This is a genomic window from Natrarchaeobius versutus (assembly GCF_041205745.1).
Taxonomy (GTDB): Archaea; Halobacteriota; Halobacteria; order Halobacteriales; family Natrialbaceae; genus Natrarchaeobius; species Natrarchaeobius versutus.
In genome coordinates this window covers 141,070-161,325 of record NZ_JBGFCC010000004.1, presented here as the reverse complement: position 1 = coordinate 161,325, position 20,256 = coordinate 141,070, and the positions used below count along the sequence as shown (strand labels likewise).

Sequence of the window (20,256 nt, the reverse complement as noted above, 5' to 3'; positions counted from 1 at the left end):
GGAGACGAACTCGGACAGCGAACCGAACTCTCGGACGAGAGTGGTCACCGACGAACGGACGGTGTCACGATGAGGAGGGCCGTCACAACTGCGATCATCGTGGGGCTACTCGCACTCGCGCTGGCGTTTTCACCGCTGGCCGCGACGGCGATCGACGACGACATGCCGTCGCCTGAGGCCGGCGGCGACGACGCCCTATGGGGAACGATCACCGACGGTATCACGGGCGAGGCGCTCGAGGGCGTCGAGGTAACAGTCTCCGGCGACGTCGTCGACACGACCGACGTAAACGGACAGTACGCGACGGACGAGGTGTTAGAGGGGACAACGGTCGAACTGTCGGCGACGACGACCGTGGACACCGCCGACGCCGGCCCGCTCGAGGTGTCGGGCACCGAGATGGTTGAGACCGACCGCCAGACGGGGCAGGATCTCGATCTCTGGCCCGAACTCGCGGGTGAGGGCACCACGGACGAGCCGTACGAGATCTCGAACGCCTACGAGTTACAGGCGATGAGCCAGGATCTCGAGGGACGGTACGTACTCGTCGAAAACGTCGACGCGAGCGAGATGAATTTCGAGCCCGTCGGCGACGCGGACGAGCCGTTTACCGGCGCGTTCGACGGGCAGGGACACGCGATCGATGGGGTGACGATCGACGGCGGGGACGACGTCGGCCTGGTCGGCAACGCCAGCGACGCCACGATCGAGAACGTCGGCCTCGAGAACGCCGACGTTTCCGGAGACGACCGCGTCGGGACGATCCTGGGTGCCGGCGAGGGGACGAACGTCGACAACGTGTACGCGACCGGGAGCGTCGACGGAATGAACGACGTCGGCGGGCTCGTCGGCTCGAACGACGGCGAGGTGGAGACCGCCTTCGCGGCAGTCGAGGTAAACGAGGACGATTCGCCGGAGGAACCCCCAGCCGAACCGGAGGATATCGGCGGCGCGATCGGCAGCGGCGACGGCTCCGCCGAGGACGTCTACTGGGACGAATCGGTGTCGGGAGAGACGGAGTCGGCTGGCGGTGAGTCCGCGACGACGGACGAGCTAACGGGCTCGAGCGCGACTGAGACGCTCGAGAGCTTCGACTTCGCGGACGACTGGATCGCCACGGAGGACTACCCGCGACTCCAGGGGAGCGTCGACGACTACGCGCTCGCACTCGCCGAGGACGAACTCGAGGTCGGAGCGAACACGACGGCGACGGTCACGCTCGAGCGCGCGGGGGTTTCGGATTTCGAGGCGACCGAGCCGGCCGACCTCGAGACGAACGAGAACCTCTCGGTCGACGGCGACGAGGTCACCGCCGAGCGCGGCGGGACGGGAGTCGTGACGGCCTCCGCGTCGGGGTTCAGCGACGAGGCGACGGTGTCGATCACTGCGCCCGCGGCGCTCGAGGTCGCCGAACTCGACGTACCGGACGCCGTCGCCGCCGGCGAGACGCTCTCGGTCACGGCGACGATCGAGAACGCCGGGACCGAAGCCGGTGAGACGGACGTCGTCCTCGAGATCGGTGACGAGGAGACGACCGAGAACGTGACCCTCGAGGGCGGCGAGACGGAGACGGTGTCGGCCGAGTACGACGTCGACGCGGACGCCGAGACCGGATCGCTCGAGGTGTCCGTCGCCACCGACGACGCCGACGAGGCGACGACTGTCGACGTCGACGGCGAGGAGACGCTGTCGGGAACGGTCACCGACGGCGCGACGGGCGAAGCGCTGTCGGGACTCGAGATCCGGGTCGACGGCGACGTGGTCGACGAGACGGGTGTGAACGGCGAGTTCGAGACCGGCGGCGTGTTAAACGACTCGACGGTCGAACTGTCCGCGGAGACGACCGTCGAGACCGCCGACGTTGGCGACCTCGAGATTTCGACGACAGAGACGGTGACGATCGACGGCGAGACGGAACAGGACCTCGAGCTCTGGCCGGAACTTGCGGGCGTCGGAACCGACGAGACGCCCTACCAGATCACGAACGCCTACGAACTTCAGGCGATGAGTCAGGATCTATCGGGGAACTACACGCTCGAGACCGACGTGGACGCGAGCGACACCGAGAACTGGAACGACGAGGGTGATGGCCCGCTTGGCTTCGACCCGGTTGGAGATTCTGACGTGTCGTTTAACGGGTCGCTCGATGGACAGAACAACTCCATTGAGGGGGTCACTATCGATGGGGAAGGAGCGGACAATGTGGGATTGTTCGGCACGGTCAGTGATGCCACGATAGAGAAGATCACCATTACAGACATCGATCTGTCTCCCACAGGCAGTTTTAATGTCGGTGGAGTAGTCGGACGCGGGACGTCGAATAGCGACCTGACGATCTCCGAAACATATGTAACTGGTGATATAAATACGTCTAATTCTAACGCAGGTGGAATCGTCGGTCGGGGCGGCGTATTTACTAGTGCGGTACATCTCTCCAACTCATCCTCGGCAGTGAACGTGACGACTGATGAATATGCCGGCGGGGCGATCGGTTACGTTCACACCGCCAATATCAGCAATTCCCATACGAGCGGTGATGTTGAGGGCGAGGACAGTGTTGGTGGGTTAGTCGGAAGAGCGGTTGCTTCGGGACACATTCAGATTCAGAACTCGTCGGCAACTGGTACTGTAACGGGACACGATCGCGCCACCACTGGTGGACTTGTCGGTACCCTTCCGACAGATTCGTTGGTTGTCGACTCCTTTGCGAGTGGAAACGTATATAGTGACCTTCGAGCAGGCGGTCTCATCGGGGACAACCGCGGCGAAATCAGCGAGTCCTACGCCACTGGCGATGTCGAGGGCCATTGGCAAGTTGGCGGACTGGTTGGCGAGAATGATGGCCGGAATAACGGTGAGGTGACTGAGTCGTACTCAACTGGCGATGTCGACGGAAAGGAGGATGTTGACGGTATCGACGATAGTGTGTATGTCGGCGGGCTGATCGGTGAAAATGACGGTGACGGCGACGTGGACGACTCCTACTGGGACGACGAAGCGGCGAAAGTCACCGAGGACGGCGAGGAACAAGATGGACAGGGCATCGGTGACGGCGACGGTGACGTGACGGCACTCTCGACCGACCAGATGACCGGTGCGAACGCCACCGGACACATGGACGACCTCGACTTCGAGGACACCTGGATCGCCGTCGACGAGGAGTACCCGATTCACACGTGGCAGGTCGAAGACTACGCACTCGAGGGAGTCCCCGACGAACTCGAGGTGGGCGAGACCGCCGAGGCGACCGTCGTCCTCGAGCGACGAGACGGCGCTTCGATGACGGCGACCGAGGCCTCGAGTTACGAGACGGACGGGAACGTCTCGGTCGATGCGGGAACGATCACCGGCGAGCATCCCGGCCCCGATACGATTACGGCCTCGGCCGCCACCCACAGCGATTCGTCCAACGTGACGGCGCTGGGCGCGGACGTACAGGTTTCAGTCGCCGACGCGCCGGAAGCGGTCGCGTCGAACCAGTCGATCGACGTCGAGGTCGCCCTCGAGAACGCCGGCAACGTCGACGAGGAAACCGACGTCACCCTCGCGTTCGAGGGCGAGCAACTCGCGACCGAACCGACGACGCTCGAGGCCGGCGCGGAGACGACGACCGTGCTGACCGGGGCCGTTCCGGCGGACGCCGAACGCGGCGAGGCGAACCTGACCGTCGCCGCCGGCGACGCGGCGGCTAACGCCACCGTCGAGGTTCGCGACGCAGAACCCGTCTCGGGGACCGTCACCGACGGCGCGACCGGCGAGCCCGTTTCTGCTCTCGAACTCGAGATCGACGGCGAGCGCATCGACGACGAGCCCGTCCTCACGGACGAGAACGGCTCGTACGCCTTCGATGCGGTCAACGGCACGTCGCTCACGATCGCCGCCAACGACACCGTCGAGGGAGTCGACCTCGAGGCGACCGAATCCGTCGAGGTCGACGGCGAAACGACCGCCGACCTCGAGTTGTGGCCCGCCCTCGCCGGCAGCGGCACGGCGGAGCAGCCGTTCGAAATTTCGAACGCCCACGAACTGCAGGCGATCGATCGGAACGTCTCGGCGCACTACGTGCTCGTCGAGAACGTCAGCGCAAGTGAGACCGCCGAGTGGAACGCCGACGGCGACGATCCGCGGGGCTTCGATCCGATCGGCAGCGACGACGCCTTCGCGGGGACGTTCGACGGAGACGGTCACGCCGTCTCCGGGCTGTCCGTCGATCGGTCGGACCGAGGCGGGCTGTTCTACGAGATCGACGAGAGCGCCACTGTCGAACGCGTGACGCTCGAGGACGTCGACGTCGAGGGTTCGGTATGGACAGGGGCACTCGCCGGCCAAAACGACGGCGAGATCAGGAACGTTACCGCGACGGGCGACGTCGACAGCGGTGGATTCTATACGGGCGGACTGGTCGGATACAACGACGGTGGACGGATCGTCGACTCGTCGGCGAACGTCTCCGTGACCGGCAGTCACCACACCCCGAACGTCGGCGGACTGGTCGGCCGAAACGGCGGCGAGATCGACCGCTCCGCCGCGAGCGGATCGGCCATAACCTCCACCAGTTCCGACGGTAACGTCGGCGGACTGGTCGGTAGGCACGACGCCCTTTCCAGTATCGACGACTCCTACGCCACGGCGACCGTCAGCGGCAGTCAGGACACGACCGGCGGCCTCGTCGGACAGAGCAACGGACCGATCACCGGCTCGTTCGCGGCCGGGCTCGTCGATGACTCCGGGCTCGCAAACCGGGCCGGCGGGCTCGTCGGCGCAAACGGCCACGATCTCGAGCGTAGCTACTGGGATACCAACGCGACGACCCAATCCGGTGCCGTTGGCGAGGAGACCGCCGGATCGACGCTCACCGACGTCACGGGCGTCACGACAACGAACGCGACCGGCGTCGACGCGGCGGTCCAACTGTCGGGTCTCGAGTTCACCGACGCCTGGCGAGCCACCGAGGCGTATCCGCGACTCGCCTGGGAAGAGGTCGACGCCCTCGAGGGCGTCCGAATCACCGCTCTCGACGCACCGGCTACGGTCGAGCCCGGCGAAACCCTCGAGGTCGAGACGACGGTCGTCAACGTCGACGAGGAGTCGCCGGGAGAGCTGACGATCACGATCGACGGCGACGACGACCTCTCGAACGTAACCTCGCTCGAGTCGCTGGCTCCCGGCGAGCGCGAAACCCTCTCGTTTGCGTGGGTGCCCGACGCAGGAGACGCCGGGTCTTACGAGCTGATGGCGGCGACGGCGGACGACACCGTAATCCAGTCGCTCGAGGTGGACGATCCGTTCGAGATCGATGGAATGACGACCATCGACGAACCTGGCGAGTACGAACTCGTCTCGGATATCGAACCCGACGAGCGGCCTGTCGGAATCAATTCGGCTATCAACATCACGGCAGACGACGTCACGCTCGACGGTGCGGGCCACACCGTTGCCGGCCACGACACGGCAATCCCAACCGGAATCAACGTCGAGGGCGACAACGTTACCGTCACCAACCTCACGGTCGAGGAATGGGGCGAAACCGTGGGGACCGGCGTCCAGTACTTCGAGTCGACCGATGGGACGATTTCGAACGTGACGGCAATTCACAACGCGAACGGGGTAATCGCGGCCCCCTCGACGAATATCACCATCGACGGCGTCGAGGCCACCCACAACAACCAGTTTGGAATCGGCCTCGGGGATGTCGAGAACGCGTCGGTTACCCGATCGACGGCGTCTCACAACGCGGAGGGTGGGATATTCGTCGACGGGAGCATCAACTCGACCCTCTCGGAGACCGTCGCTCGTGACAACGATGTCGGTGACCTCGCCCTCAGTCACGCGGCCGGTACGACCGTCGAACGCCTCGATCTCGGTCACTCGACGGCTCCGAACACCACGATCAGCTTCGAGGCCGGAAACGCGAGCCTTCGCGGCGTCGGTTCGGATGCCGCTATCGACAATCCCGACGCCACGTCGCTCAGTCGACACGTCGATGGGCAGATCGTCGATCTGGAGTCAGTCGAGTTATACTACGAGGACGACGACGTCGAGGACGTTCCCCAGGAAGAAATTCGGCTCTGGTCGTACGACGACGACGCAGACGAGTGGACCGAACTCGAGGGGACCACCATCGACGCGGATGCGAACGCGGCCTCGGTCGACGAACTCGTCGACGTCGAGGGAATCGGCCTCTTCGCGCCGCAGGCACCCGCCTCGGTGACAGTCGACGATCTCGGAACGAACTCGCCAGTAGCGGAGGACGGCCTGCTGTCGGTCGATGCGACCGTCCAAAACGTCGGCGACGAGGATGCCGATCGAACGATTACGCTCGAGGCGGACGGACAGGTGGTCGACAGCGCCGACGTCAGCCTCGCTGGCGGAGAAACCGAGACGGTCTCCCTCGAGTGGGACGCCGCGGACGCGAGTCCCGGCGAGTACGATGTGATCGTCGATACCGGAGACGAGACGGCCTCACAGACCGTCACCGTCCTCGAAGAAACGCCCGCTGAGGCGTTCGTCGCGGTCGAACTCACCGAGGCGCCCGCCGAAGTCGACGCCGGCGAACCGATCACCCTCGAGTACGCTCTCGAGAACACGGGCGACGACGTCGCAGACCAGGAGGTCGACTTCGTCGTCGACGGCGCGGTCGAGGAGACGGTCGCCGTGGCGCTCGAGCCCGGCGAGACGCAGACTGGGTCGTTCACGTACGCGACCGACGCGGGAGACGAACCCGAACTCGTCGCGACGGTCCGAAGCGGAGACGACACGGACGACGCCGTCGTCACCGTCGCAGAAGACGACCCCGCGGAGGCACAGTTCGCCGTCGAAATCGACGCCATCGACGAGGTCACGGAAGGCGACGTCGTCTCGGCCGTCGCGACCGTGACGAACACCGGCGACGCGGCCGCCGAACAGGACGTTACACTCACTGATTCCGGCTTCGGCGACGAAATTCGCGACGTGGAGACGATCTCGCTCGAGCCCAACGAGACAGCGGAGACGACGCTCACGTGGCGGACCGACCGCGGCGACGCGGGGACCGGTGATCTGACCGTCTCGAGCGACGACGACGCCGAGAGTCGCCCCGTTACCGTCGCCGTCGATCCGATCGTCGAGGACGGCGACGTCCTCGAGGCGGGCGGGACGTACGAACTCGCCGAGGACATCGACGACGGTATCGGGCTCGAAATCGTCGGCGACGATATCGTCCTCGAGGGCGACGGCAACACGATCGCCGTCGGTGATGGGGTCGGCCAAGCCCTTCGAATCGACGACGTCGAGAACGTGACGGTTCGGAACCTGACGATCGTCCACAGCGCCGACGCAGCCGTCGAAATCGGGGACGCGTCGGGCGTCTCCGTCGACTCCCTGACGTTGAACCGAACGGACGAGAACGGAGTCGTCGCCGTCACGCTCTCGTTCGGCGGCGAAAACGTCGCCATTGGTGCGGGTGAACGACCGTTCGAGGGTCCCGAAGATCGGGAACCGTTGGGGCGGTATTTCGAGGCGACGGCGACCAACGGCGGCGAGTTGACGGATCTCGAACTCGTCTACGAGGACGACGACGTGACCGACCTCGAGACCGAGACGATCACGCTCTGGAAGTACGACTCGAGCGCGGAGAACTGGACCGAAGTGGAGGGTTCGACCGTCGATACGGACGCCGGCGTCGTCGCCGTCGATGCGATTACCTCGTTCTCGACGTTCGGGGCGTACGCCGAACCGATCGAGTCGGATTCGGGGGGCGGCGGGAGTAGCGGCGGTGGAAGTAGCGGCGGGGGCGGCGGGGGTGGTGGCGCGCCAAGCGCCCCAACTGGTGGGGACGACGACCGAGACTCCGCGGTTGACCCGGTGTCACTCGAGCTTCCGGCGCTCGCGGTGGACGACTCCGACGTTAGCGACGACGGGACCGCCGACCTCACCATCCCGATCGACGAGATCGAGCAGAGTCTAACGACAGACCTCGAGTTGCGCGTCGACGGCGAGACGGTCGCGACGCTCGCGGACGTGGAGCTGGTCGCCGGAACGACGACCGACCTCGAGTTCGACGGTGTCGACCTCTCCGCGTTCGAATCGGCCGACTACGAGTACGAACTCCGCGGCGACGGCGTGGACGGATCCGGCACGCTGACGTTGTCCGCTCCCGCCGAGGAACGAGAGCTGTCGATCTCGGTGCTCGACGCCGACGACGGATCACCGATCGAAGACGCGACCGTCGAGGCTGGAGACACGACTGTGAGGACCGACGGGGACGGATCGGCCACCATTACGGATCTCGAGGACGGGGAGTACGCGATCACCGCGTCGACCGACGGCTACGCCGACGGAAGCGAGCGCGTCGAGATCGACGGCGGGGACGCCGAAGTGGTCGTCGAACTCGAGGTGGACGATTCGACGGACGACGCGGACGACGTTCCCGGATTCGGAATCGGTGCGACGTTCCTCGCAGTCGTCGCGTTGCTCGCGATTGCAATCAGGAGTCGACGATAACGGCACCCTGACGTCGTTTCTCGAGCAATTTCACATGAATCTGACTCCCAATTCTGAGGACTCGACTCCTCCCGACTCCGACGACTCGAGCGGCGGTGTGAGCAAGACCGGCTACCGACTGTCCGGAGTCGCGGTCGGGACTGTGATGACCGCATCGCTCTGTCACGCGATCCGCGTGTCGCCATTGCCGCTCGAATCGCTCGCGGTCGTCGCCGTGGCCGGAGTACTCCTGGCGGTCGTCGCTCGCGTGGCGCGAACCGTCGGCTCGCCGCGTCCTCGAGCGTTCGTCGTCCGGGGATGTGGGATCGGAATGCTATGTGGGCCCATCGTCTACGCGATTTGGCTCGCAATTGCCGGTGTTGTCGTCGGTTCCTGATACAGTAGTCACTGAACGTCATTGCACACCTGCTCGCCAGACGAAAAGCGCGGTTCGGAGTGTGCGCGGTTCGGAGTGTGCGCGGTTCGGAGTGTGCGCGGTTCGGAGTGAACGGAGTGAACGAGAACCGCGGAACGGCGAACGGGGAACGCAGTGACCCGTGAGCTCGGCGATCGGTGTGTACATCGTTGCAGTTGTTACTATAGGGTCGGCCTCGAGCGAAGCGCCTCCAAAGCGGAGCACAAGACGGTCGGAATGCCGTGACATTTAAGCGGCCTTCACTCGCGTGTGTGGGTATGAAAGCAACCGCGATGGCCCACCCGATCCAGGGGTTGGTGAAGTACCACGGGATGCGCGACGACATCGAGCGCCTCCCCTACCACGACAGCATCAGCCTCTGTACGGCGCCGAGTCACACCCGGACGACCGTCGAGTTCTCGATGGACTACGACGAGGATACCTACGTCGTCGACGGCGAGGAACTCGAAGGACGCGCGTTCGAGCGGGTCGAGGCCGTCGTCGAGAAGGCCAGATCGAAATCCGACGCCGCACACACGGTCTACCCCGTCCGTCTCGAGAGCGAGAACAGCTTCCCCTCGAACGTGGGGCTGGGCTCCTCGTCTTCTGGCTTTGCGGCCGCCGCGGTCGCGCTCGCGGAGGCGGCCGAACTCGACCTCTCGCTTCCCGAAATCTCGACGATCGCCCGCGTCGGCTCCGCATCGGCCGCTCGAGCGGTCACCGGGGCGTTCTCACAGCTCGACGCCGGGCTGAACGACGAGGACTGTCACTCCCGGCGGATCCCGACGGACATCCACGAAAACCTGAAGATCGTCGTCGGTCTCGTCCCCTACCACAAAGAGACCGAGGACGCCCACGCGGAGGCGACGGATAGTCACATGTTCGGCGCCCGTCGCGCGCACGTTCAGGATCAGATCGTCGAGATGCGCGACGCGCTCCGCAACGACGAGTTCGACCGCGCGTTCGAACTCGCCGAGCAGGACTCGCTGTCGCTCGCGGCGACGACGATGACCGGCCCCTCGGGGTGGGTCTACTGGCAGCCGGCCACGCTCGCGGTCTTCAACCGGGTTCGCGAACTCCGCGAGGAAGAGGACATTCCGGTCTACTTCTCGACGGACACGGGCGCGAGCGTCTACGTCAACACCACCGAGGAACACGCCGAGTTCGTCGAAGAGGAGATCGCCGACTGCGGCGTCTCGACGACCACCTGGAACGTCGGCGGTCCCGCGCGCCTGCTCGAGGAGGACGACCACCTGTTTTGAGCCCTCGCGGTTCACACTCCGGAGAGATTCGTCTGGGCTATAGTAACAACTGAAACGATGTACACACCGATCGCCGAGCTCACGGGTCACTGCGTTCCCCGTTCGCCGTTCCGCGGTTCTCGTTCACTCCGTTCACTCCGAACCGCGCACACTCCGAACCGCGCTCGCTCCGAACCGCGCTTTTCGTCTGGCGAGCAGGTGTGCAAGACCTGCAGTGGCTACTATAGCCGCCACTGAGCGTCAACGCACACCTGACCGTACTACTACTGCGCGATCAGCGCCCCGTTCGTTTCAGTTGTCACTATCGCCTAGTAGTGTCCGAGGAGACCGCGCCGCCTCGCAAGCAGGCTCGCCCGGTGGAAACAGTAGTAGCCACCCGCGAGATAGATCGCCGACGTGGCGAATACCGTCGCGATCTCCGTCGGCGGGAACTCCCAAAGGCGGATCCCCTCCGTCATCGCGATCCTCGTGAGGTAGCTGCCGTGGGCTACCGGAAGGAGCTTCAGCCACTCGAGACTCCCGACGGGCGCGGCGATCAGCGGAACGAACCCGAACTGGACGAGCGGGAACAGGCTCTCGAGGCGCTTGTAGACGAGTGCGAGACCGGCGAAACAGAAACCGATTCCGACCACGGAAGCGAGCGTCATCAGCGTGAGCGGAACGATCGTCGGGAGATCGATCGCGAGCCAGCGCCCGGTGACGAGCATCATCGCGAACAACAGGGCACTCCCCCAGAGGAAGCTCAGACCGACGTTGACCAGCGCCTTGACGCCCATCACGGCCCCGAAGCCGTACGGCGACATGTACAGTCGCTCTAAGGTCCCCCACTGGGCCTCGCGAGTGACGTCCCACGCCAGTCCGGAGTAGGCAGTCATCGCGAGCGTAAAGAGGAAGAAGCCGACGACGATCCCCGGCAACGAATCGGCCAGTGCAGGTCCCGCGGCCGCCTGGCCGCCCAGGAAGATCAGCAGGAAGAACAGAAACATCGAGAAGAATCGCGTGAAGGTGTTCAGCGGATACCTGACCAGCAGAATGATCTGTTTGCGAACCACCGCCGAGCAGAGCGGACGAAGCGAACGCCTCGGAGCCGACGCGTCATCATCGCCGCTCGAGCGAACGGAATCGGGAACTCCCATCGATCACCCCTCCGTCGGCGGCCCGGTTTCTCCAGGCGCCTCCGCTCGCTCGTTCGTCCTCGGCCTGTCGTCGGTTTCGCCCCGATCGACGTCGCCGCCGGTGAGACGGAGGAACACTTCCTCGAGGTTCGGATCCGACGAGTCGATCTCCCGGAGCGAGAGGTCGTACGCTCGAAGCACGTCCATCGCCTCGTAGACGTCCTCGCCGTCCGCGGCGGTGAACGTGATCGCCACTCCGTCCCCCTCGGGTTTGCAGTCCGCACCGACCGCCCGCTCGAGTTGCCGTCTCGCGTCGTCGGGAACCGTCGACTCGACGCGTATTCGATACTCGCGGGTCTGGAACACCGCGAGGAGCGAATCGACCGCCTCGTCGGCGACGATCGATCCGTCGTCGAGGACGATCACGTCGTCACAGACCGCCTCGATCACGTCCATGTCGTGGCTACTCAACACGATCGTCACGTCGTCCCGGTCAGCGAGTCGACGGAGTTCCGAGCGGAGTTCGAGCGAGGTTTCGACGTCGAGGCCGAGCGTCGGTTCGTCCATGAACACCACGTCGACGTCGCGGGCGAGCGTCGACGCCAGCGCGACCTTCTGTTTCATCCCCCGGGAGAGTTCGTTGACCACGGTGTCGGCACGGTCCGCGAGTCCGAACCCCTCGAGGAGTTCGTCGTGGCGGTCGGCGATCGCGGCAGGATCGTCGCCGCCCAGCCCGGCGAAAAACGCGAGGTTCTCCCGAACCGTGAGCCGCCAGTAGACGTTTCGCGCGCCCTCGAGCATCGCGCCGACCTGGTCGTACGCGCGCCGCGGTCGCTTTCGGACGTCGATACCGCCGATCTCGACGGTCCCGACGTCGGGAATTACCAGCCCGAGGATCGCCTTGATCGTCGTCGTCTTCCCGGCGCCGTTCGGGCCGAGCAGTCCGACCACCGATCCGCGCTCGATCTCGAAGGAGACGTTGTCGACGGCCGTCACGGCGTCCTCGCCGTCACCGTAGCTCTTTTCCAGTCCGTCGACGCGGATCGCGGGCGGTTCGCTTGTCGCCGTCCGTTCGTCCGCGGCTCGAGCCATCCCATGACTATTTCCCGCGCGTGTTTATCGATTTTCATCACCGGCGCGAAGCGAAAACGAACGACGGCGCCGGACGTTGCCCGCCACTATCGTTCAGCCTCGAGACGGTCGTCGTCCCGTCGGTAGACCGTCTCGTCGATTCCGACGTCACCAGAAGTCAGGTAGACCCACGCCACGATCAGCGCGCAGAGCAATCCGACACGAACGCCGAGAAACTCGAGGGATGCGGCTGCGGACTGCTCGAGCGTCACGACCGACAGGACCTCGAGCCCGACGACCTCCTCGCCGACCGCGAGTTCGATCGACATTCCGCCGAAGTGGACGCCGATCGGCAGCGCCAGTTCGCCGGTGAGAACGTACGCGAGCGCGAACGCGGTTCCCAGCAGGGCGCTGGTGACCATCGCCTCGAGCGGATCGCCTCGAAGCGGGATGTGAAACAGGCCGAACAGAAACAGGCTAGCCGCGGTCGCGAGCAGGACCGCCCACGTCGGCGAGAGTCCGCGAGCGGTGAGTCCTTCGACGAAGTTCCGGATCGCGATCCCCCGGTAGACGACCTCCTCGTAGACGTTCTGGATCAGAAAGGAGCCGACGAGTATCGCCACCGCGAGGCCCAGGGTGATCGGTCCGCCGGGACCGGCGACGCCGCCAGCCGAAAGATCGACGTCGACGAACCCGCGGACGGCACCGTACCCGACCGAAACGACCGCCGCGAGGAAACCAATACCTGCGCCGACGGCGAACGCACGTAGCCAGGCGACGTCGAGATCGAGGCCGTACGAGGCGTATCGGCGACGGTCGAGTTTCGTCGCGAGCCAAAGCGCAATGGCGATCAGCAAGACGTAGAGAAACGAGAGCGCTACCAGCGTCGCCAGCATTCCGCCGGTTGGACTGCGTTCAGTGATCGCGTCCGCCACGGCCGCGAGCACGGCGAGACCGACCAGCAAGACGAGAAGCGTCGTTACCGCGGGAGCGACGGCCCGAAGGCCCGCGCGTAAGCGTGTCGATCTCCCTTCACGTATATCCCCCATAATCGGAGTGTTGTTCTTGTGCTGTTAACTCCTCTCGTTTGATATAGTTGCTCGATCGAACCCGAACGCTGAAACGAGGGGGCTCCCACCACACCCCTATGGGAACCCCACGCGAGACGCGGACTGAACAGGCCGAGGAGGTCGTCGACCGCCTCGAGGAGGCCTACCCCGACTCGACGATTTCGCTTCGGTACTCGAATCGACTCGAGTTACTGATCGCGGTGATCCTCTCGGCGCAGTGTACGGACGCGCGGGTCAATCAGGAGACCGAACAGCTCTTCGAAACGTACGACGGTCCGGAAGCGTACGCGAACGCACCACAGGCGGAACTCGCGGAGGCGCTGAACTCGATTACCTACTACAATAACAAGGCCAAGTACATCCGAAGCGCCTGCGAGACGATCGTCGAAGAGTACGACGGCGAAGTACCCGATACGATGGGCGAACTCACCGACCTCTCGGGGGTCGGCCGAAAGACGGCGAACGTCGTCCTCCAACACGGCCACGACGTCGTGGAGGGGATCGTCGTCGACACGCACGTCCAGCGGCTCTCGCGTCGGCTGGGGCTCACCGAGGAGGAGTATCCCGAACGGATCGAACGGGAACTGATGGAGATCGTTCCGGAAGGGTACTGGCAGCAGTTCACCCACCTCTGTATCGATCACGGCCGGGCCACCTGCACGGCGCGAAACCCCGACTGTGCCGACTGCGTCCTCGCGGACGTCTGTCCCTCCGAGAAAGGTGACAGCGAGGTCGATCTCGCCTCTGGCGAACCCTGGTAAACCGCCTCGAGGTCGAGCCCTGGCGCTTCCCGTTCATCCGTCGAAGAGAAGCCTGATAATCGGCTGAAGACGGGCCGACGCTCGAGGCCGACCGTCGCAAGCCCAACGCCTTTTCCCCGACTCCCGATAGCTCCTCTCGGGATCATCATGTCCGACAACACGGACGCCGACGAGCGAACCGAGACGGGCAAAGACGAGCACGGGCGTGACGTCGAACTCGCCCGCGAGAAGGGCGACCCGGAGGAAGACGAAGACGAGGAGTTATCCGAGGAGGAGAAAGAAGCGCGCGAACGCCAGGACGAGAAAGCGCGCCGCCAGGATATCGAACACAAATCGACCCAGCGCGAGAACGACGCCCTCGAGAACGAGAACCCAGATCACCACCGGGACGAGGAACCGTACAACAGCTGATCGCAGGCTGGCGCCAATTTGACGATCGCTTTCGGCGCCCGCAGTCAGTCTCGTCCGTCTGCGGACTCCGGAACGACGACGGTCGAAAGCGCTCCATCCGCGGCGATCGAAACCTGTTCGCCCGCCGGAATCCGTTCGACCGTGCGGTCGTCGACACAGAGGACGACCGGATCCTCGTCCCGTTCGACTGACAGCACCACTCCGTCGTTCGGAAGGACCCATCGACACGTCCGCGTCACGAACGGCGCGATCGGGACCACAACGATGGCCTCGACGGCCGCGGAGACGAGGGGGCCGTCGATCGCTTCGGCGTAGCCGTGACTCCCCGCGGGCGTCGCGGCGACGACGCCGTCGGCACGAAACTGTGCGATCGACTCGTCGCGCCTCGAGAGGCCGTACTCCGAGATCTGTGCCGGCTCCGCGGTGACGAGGGTGACGTCGAACACCGCGCGTTCGCGACCTCCTCCGGGAGTCTCGACGACGAGCACCGGGTGCGCCCGGACGCGTCCGTCGCCGCTGAAAGCGGACTCGAGTGCATTCGAAACGTGGTCGGGATCGACGGCGGAGAGGCCAGGGACGTCCCCAACCGGTACCACCGGAACGTCCAGGTCGGTGGCGGCGACCGCAGATATCGCCGAGTCGCCGACAGCGACGATTATCGCGGGATCGGCCTCGAGAACGTCCGCAGGTGGGCCGGAGATGACGCTCGTTCCGACGGATTCGACGTCACTTTCGAGGTCGCTCGGCTCGAGGTCGCCCTCGGAATCGCTCTCGACGAACCCGACCGGGGACGTGAGGTCCGGCCGCCACGCGTCACCGTCCATTGGGTACCAGTTCCCAGGGATCGGACAAAAGGGTGCGGATTCGGTGTGCGCGTCCCATCCACCGACGAGCGACCAGCGCCATCCGACGACGGACTACCAGCGGTGTCCCGACGGTGGCCCATTCGACGTCAGTCACCGGAGGGGAATTCTCAAGGCCACGGGGCGGAAAGAACCCGCTATGAGTGGGTCGGATTCAAACGGCGTTTCGCTGTCGGTACGCGCCGCCGAAAAGCGAGACGCGGGACGCGGTGTCGCCCGAATTCCGGAGATCGCACGGAGACAACTCGGCGTGCTGAGTGGCGATACCGTCGTCATCGAAGGCGAGTCGACGACGGTCGCAAAGCTCTGGCCCGCCGACTCGGCCGTCCCCGAAAACGTCGTCCAGATTGACGCGGACACCCGCGCGAACGCCGGCGTCCACGTCGGCGATACGGTCGCCGTCCGCGCGAAGGACAAATCGACGATCCGAGAGGCTGACCGCGTTACGCTGACCGCGCCGGCGACACTCTCGGAGGAAGCGATCACCGCACGAGAGGCGACGAAGAAACTGCGAAACCGCCCGGTCCGCGTCGGCGAACAGATCCGACTCGAGGGCGTCGCCCAGGAGCCGTTTCGCGTCGTCGACACCGACCCCGACGGCGACGTCCGCATCACCAGTACGACGACGGTTCGCGTCGTCGATCAGAACGGCAATCCAACCGACGACGTCGTCTCGAGCGCTCGAGGCGGCGATCTCGGTGACTTCGGGACGTCCGGCAACTCGTCGGCGCCCGCGTCCACCGACGAGTTCGAATCCGAGCCGAGCTCCGGCGTGACCTACGAGGATATCGGTGGCCTGGACGAGGAACTCGAACTCGTCCGGGAGATGATCGAACTTCCGCTTTCCGAGCCCGAACTGTTCCAGCGGATGGGCGTCGAACCGCCCTCGGGCGTCCTGTTGTACGGTCCGCCGGGCACCGGCAAGACGCTGATCGCCCGGGCGGTCGCTAACGAGGTCGACGCGAACTTTCTGACGATCTCTGGTCCGGAGATCATGTCGAAGTACAAAGGCGAATCCGAAGAACAGCTTCGCCGGACGTTCGAGACGGCACGCGAGAACGCGCCGACGATCGTCTTCTTCGACGAGATCGACTCGATCGCCGGCCAACGCGACGACGACGGGGATGCGGAGAACCGGATCGTCGGTCAGTTGTTGACGTTGATGGACGGCCTCGACGGCCGCGGCGAAGTGATCGTCATCGGCGCGACGAACCGCGTCGACTCGATCGATCCGGCGCTCAGACGCGGCGGCCGGTTCGACCGCGAGATCCAGATCGGCGTCCCCGACGAGATCGGCCGCAAGGAGATCCTCGAGGTCCACACACGCGGCATGCCGCTTTCCGACGACGTCAGCGTCGACGCGGTCGCCCGCCGAACCCACGGCTTCGTCGGCGCGGATCTCGACGCCGTCGCCAGCGAGGCGGCGATGGCGGCCATCCGCGGCCGACCGACCGACGCCGACGACCGCGCGGAGTGGAATCGCGATCCCGTCGTGCGAAAACGTCACTTCGACGAGGCGCTGGCGTCGGTCGAGCCGTCGGCGATGCGCGAGTACGTCGCCGAGTCGCCGAACACCGACTTCTCTGACGTCGGCGGGCTCGAGGAGGCAAAGCAGGTTCTCCGCGAGTCAGTCGAGTGGCCGCTGACCTACGACAAACTGTTCGAGGAGACGAACACCGATCCGCCCTCGGGCGTCCTGTTGTACGGCCCACCGGGCACCGGCAAGACGCTGATGGCTCGCGCGCTGGCCGGCGAGACGGACGTCAACTTCGTCCGGGTCGACGGTCCCGAGATCGTCGACCGCTACGTCGGCGAGTCCGAGAAGGCGATCCGCGAGGTGTTCGAACGCGCCCGGCAGTCCGCTCCGTCGATCGTCTTCTTCGACGAGATCGACGCGATCACCGCGGCTCGCGGCGAGGGTCACGAGGTGACCGAACGCGTCGTCTCTCAACTTCTGACCGAACTCGACGGGATGCGCGAAAACCCCAATCTCGTCGTCCTCGCGGCCACCAATCGCAAAGACCAGATCGATCCCGCCTTGCTCCGACCGGGCCGACTCGACACGCACGTCCTCGTCCCCGAACCCGAACGCGAGGCCCGCGAGAAGATCCTCGAGGTCCACACGCGCGGCAAACCGATCGCCGACGACGTCGACCTCACCGAACTCGCGGCGGGACTCGAGGGGTACACCGGCGCGGACCTCGAAGCCCTCGTCCGCGACGCCTCGATGAAAGCGATCCGCGAGGTCGCAGCCGAGTACGACCCAGAGGAAGCCAACGCGAAGGCGAGCGAGGTCGTCGTCGAGGCCCGACACCTCGAGGCGGCCCGGAAAGATGTCGACGTCGAAGCCGACCAGTAACTCGTAAAGTGAACGCCGACGCACGTTTGCAACGTGTCTCACCCACTGGCTCTTCTACAACCGGCTCTTCTCCAGAAAGAAGAGGGCGAGTGCCTCGAGATCGTTCGGAAGACCGGTGATCTTCCCTGACTGAGCGGAACGAAGTTCCGCGAAACCTTTGGTTTCGCTTGATGACGAGACGCGGAGCGTCTCGAACCACTTGACTCCAAGCGGTTCACGCTGAACCGAAGCCGCCGGTCGGCGGTCGGACTCCCCTTCGAGCAGCGGTATCGTGTGATCACGGACGAAATCGGAGTGACTCGAGGGGTTACTAACGACGCCACTCGAGTCCGAGAGACGACCTGAACCGTTTTTATGTCGGTGCTCGAAGACCGCCACACTGAACAGCACCACGAGAGTTCAGGAGTGAAGACACGAGTAAAATATGTCTGGATTATGGTGCAAGTGTCGCGACGGATGAGTTCTCCCTACTTTTATAGTGATTGTTCAACAGGAGACTGTCATGGATTCCTTCGATAGGAAAATCATCTCTATACACAACGACGACGAATTGACAGAGGCCGAACTTATTCTGAAGCAGACGGTTAACACGACGGTTCGTAAACTCCCGCTTGCCACGTTCCAAGAGCACGAGAAACAGTCCGACAACGGCGATGGTGACGGCGGGGACCAACTGACAAACCAGAGCGTCGGTGGAGTTCAACGAGCACGAGAACTCGCTGAGGAAAACCCGAACGACTCGCTCCCAGCGGTTTACGGTGGTCTGTTTACGGTTGCTGAATACTTCACTCGATCATTCGATGCCATCAAGGGGAAGTTCTTCGAGAAAGTTATCGCGGCGGAAGAAGAGTCAGAACGTCTCGACGTCGACCGGAACCTTGGCAACTTGACACAGTATCTCCTCGAGCCGGAACTGTGCTGGAAATCTCTCGACTACACGCGCGAGACGCTGACCCAGGAACAACGAGCCCAACTCGATGAATTAGATTCGATCACGCTCGAGCTCGCGAAGAACAATCAGCAGGCGAATGCCGATGCAACGTTGTTCTTCGAAGACGAGGGAACGCTCGTATTTGGTGAACACCGTACGAGTGTCGTCAGCGGTGGAACGACTGCGAGACCCTCGTTGATGCGGAAACCACGGGCTCTGGTCCGTGAGTTAATGAAATCTACTGACGTCGTTACGATCTCCGGCGGAGTCGCCGACGAGTACGACATCTCTGCGGGTTCGTACACGCTTACCGAGTTGCTGAACCAAGTCGGTGTCGAACGGATCCAGTTCCACGTCGGAATTTTGTTCAACGAAAAACGGACACCGGCTCGGTGGGCAGAAGACCCACAGCAGGGGACGAGCCGGCGACTCATCGAACAGTTCGAAGAGGACATTCCGAAAGGCCTCGCCAAGGACATTCGAAATGTCAGTCTCGACTCGAACGATCTCCGACTGGAGTTCGAAATACCCGTCTCACCTGGGAGTGACGAAACGATCCCATTTCACATCTCTTTTTTGTACGGTGACGTGTATCTGAACACGATCTATACCGGCTCTCTCGACGGCGTCGGTCGCGATGGTTCGTTGGATAACTTCGAGTCACCTCGTTCACTTCGAGGCATTATCAGCGAAAACGACGCCGATGACCTCTGGCTGGGCTTTTCGATCGCAGAGCGAGAAAACAAAGTGTTCGAAATGTCCCCAGAGGACAGAAACAACGCGATGGAGATTGCGGACTTGATACTAGAAACGGACGAGTATACCGAACGGTTGGCCGAGTTCAGGCGGTTGTGCCGCGAAGGGAAACGTAAACGAGCGGACGACGAACTGCTGTCCTTTGCTCGCGACCTCGCCGAAGAGTACGATAGGGACCGCGACAACGACTACGTCGAATGGGTGTACGGTGGCGACTCGTTGGACTATCTACAAGACGTTGCTATCGAAACGCTCGTGTACGATTCGATCTCTCGGCCCATCTTTCTTCGGCGGTTTCCACGGTCTACCGAAGCTGGTTCAGCAGACCTCGTGAGCGCTCGTGAAACGTTCGAAAAGTATCTGTTCAAGATCGACTCGGACACACGAAAGAAACGCCGTATCTTCCGATGCGTCCGTAATGAAACCCAGTACGTAGACAGTGAGGGGAACGAGCCCGCAAGCGACGGTGACGAGATCGATTGGTCGAAAGCGCCGTCGAAATCGGACGTCGGCGACATGCTGGACGTTCGAACGCCCACCAAAATACTGAATTCGATGACCGACGGCACGAACGACACGGACGGCGGTATTTTGGTAAATCGAGATGATAAATACGCAGTACCCGCGCCGGTAGCGACACGGATGGGGCCGTTCATGACGGAGCTACCTGAAGACGTTCAAACGGATCGGGAACAGGCCCGCGCTTCGGTTTTCGAGGAGTAGCCCGTTCCAGCACTTTTTAAATGATTGCGTGGCAAGGTACGCCCGATGAGCGAAAAGGC

General features: G+C 63.9%; 11 protein-coding genes. 7 read left to right on the top strand and 4 right to left on the bottom strand.

Annotated elements, in window-relative coordinates; translation table 11 throughout:
* The first annotated feature begins 69 nt into the window (after positions 1-69).
* The 3 genes from AB7C87_RS10755 to mvaD all read left to right on the top strand — a co-directional run bounded on the left by AB7C87_RS10755 (position 70) and on the right by mvaD (position 10,137).
* Entirely contained in the window at positions 70-8,481 is an 8,412-nt protein-coding gene (locus AB7C87_RS10755) for a GLUG motif-containing protein (protein ID WP_369729450.1), read from the top strand.
* 34 nt (positions 8,482-8,515) lie between these two features.
* Positions 8,516-8,857, top strand: coding sequence for a hypothetical protein (locus AB7C87_RS10750; RefSeq protein ID WP_369729449.1), 342 nt, complete (start codon positions 8,516-8,518; stop codon positions 8,855-8,857).
* Between the two features lie 296 nt (positions 8,858-9,153).
* A complete protein-coding gene (gene mvaD, locus AB7C87_RS10745; RefSeq protein WP_369729448.1) occupies positions 9,154-10,137 on the top strand; it encodes a phosphomevalonate decarboxylase MvaD in 984 nt (327 codons plus the stop codon).
* A 308-nt stretch (positions 10,138-10,445) separates the two neighbouring features.
* Here the strand turns inward: mvaD and AB7C87_RS10740 are convergent, their stop codons facing one another.
* From AB7C87_RS10740 to AB7C87_RS10730, 3 genes are all read right to left on the bottom strand, one after another.
* The gene (locus AB7C87_RS10740) at positions 10,446-11,273 is read right to left on the bottom strand and encodes an ABC transporter permease (RefSeq protein ID WP_369729447.1); all 828 of its coding nucleotides are present in this window, start codon (positions 11,271-11,273) and stop codon (positions 10,446-10,448) included.
* 3 nt (positions 11,274-11,276) lie between these two features.
* Positions 11,277-12,344 (bottom strand): ABC transporter ATP-binding protein, encoded by a 1,068-nt coding sequence (locus AB7C87_RS10735; protein WP_369729446.1) that lies wholly within the window; start codon positions 12,342-12,344, stop codon positions 11,277-11,279.
* An 86-nt stretch (positions 12,345-12,430) separates the two neighbouring features.
* A complete protein-coding gene (locus AB7C87_RS10730; protein WP_369729445.1) occupies positions 12,431-13,372 on the bottom strand; it encodes a CPBP family intramembrane glutamic endopeptidase in 942 nt (313 codons plus the stop codon).
* A gap of 98 nt (positions 13,373-13,470) precedes the next feature.
* On the opposite strand from AB7C87_RS10730, the gene nth reads away from it, so the two are divergent.
* Together nth and AB7C87_RS10720 are read left to right on the top strand one after the other, a co-directional pair.
* A complete protein-coding gene (nth, locus tag AB7C87_RS10725) occupies positions 13,471-14,154 on the top strand; it encodes an endonuclease III (RefSeq protein ID WP_369729444.1) in 684 nt (227 codons plus the stop codon).
* 147 nt (positions 14,155-14,301) lie between these two features.
* Positions 14,302-14,565 carry a hypothetical protein gene (locus AB7C87_RS10720; protein ID WP_369729442.1) on the top strand — a complete coding sequence of 88 codons (264 nt, stop codon included), beginning with the start codon at positions 14,302-14,304 and terminating at the stop codon, positions 14,563-14,565.
* 44 nt (positions 14,566-14,609) lie between these two features.
* On the opposite strand, the gene AB7C87_RS10715 is transcribed toward AB7C87_RS10720, so the two are convergent.
* Positions 14,610-15,389 (bottom strand): NAD(+)/NADH kinase, encoded by a 780-nt coding sequence (locus AB7C87_RS10715; RefSeq protein WP_369729441.1) that lies wholly within the window; start codon positions 15,387-15,389, stop codon positions 14,610-14,612.
* Between the two features lie 178 nt (positions 15,390-15,567).
* Between AB7C87_RS10715 and AB7C87_RS10710 the strand changes: the two genes are divergently transcribed.
* Both AB7C87_RS10710 and AB7C87_RS10705 read left to right on the top strand, forming a co-directional pair.
* Positions 15,568-17,787: an AAA family ATPase gene (locus AB7C87_RS10710; protein WP_369729439.1), complete on the top strand. Its 2,220-nt coding sequence runs from the start codon at positions 15,568-15,570 to the stop codon at positions 17,785-17,787.
* A gap of 502 nt (positions 17,788-18,289) precedes the next feature.
* Positions 18,290-20,197, top strand: a complete 1,908-nt coding sequence (locus AB7C87_RS10705) for a hypothetical protein (protein WP_369729438.1) — start codon at positions 18,290-18,292, stop codon at positions 20,195-20,197.
* The last annotated feature ends 59 nt before the right edge of the window (positions 20,198-20,256 follow it).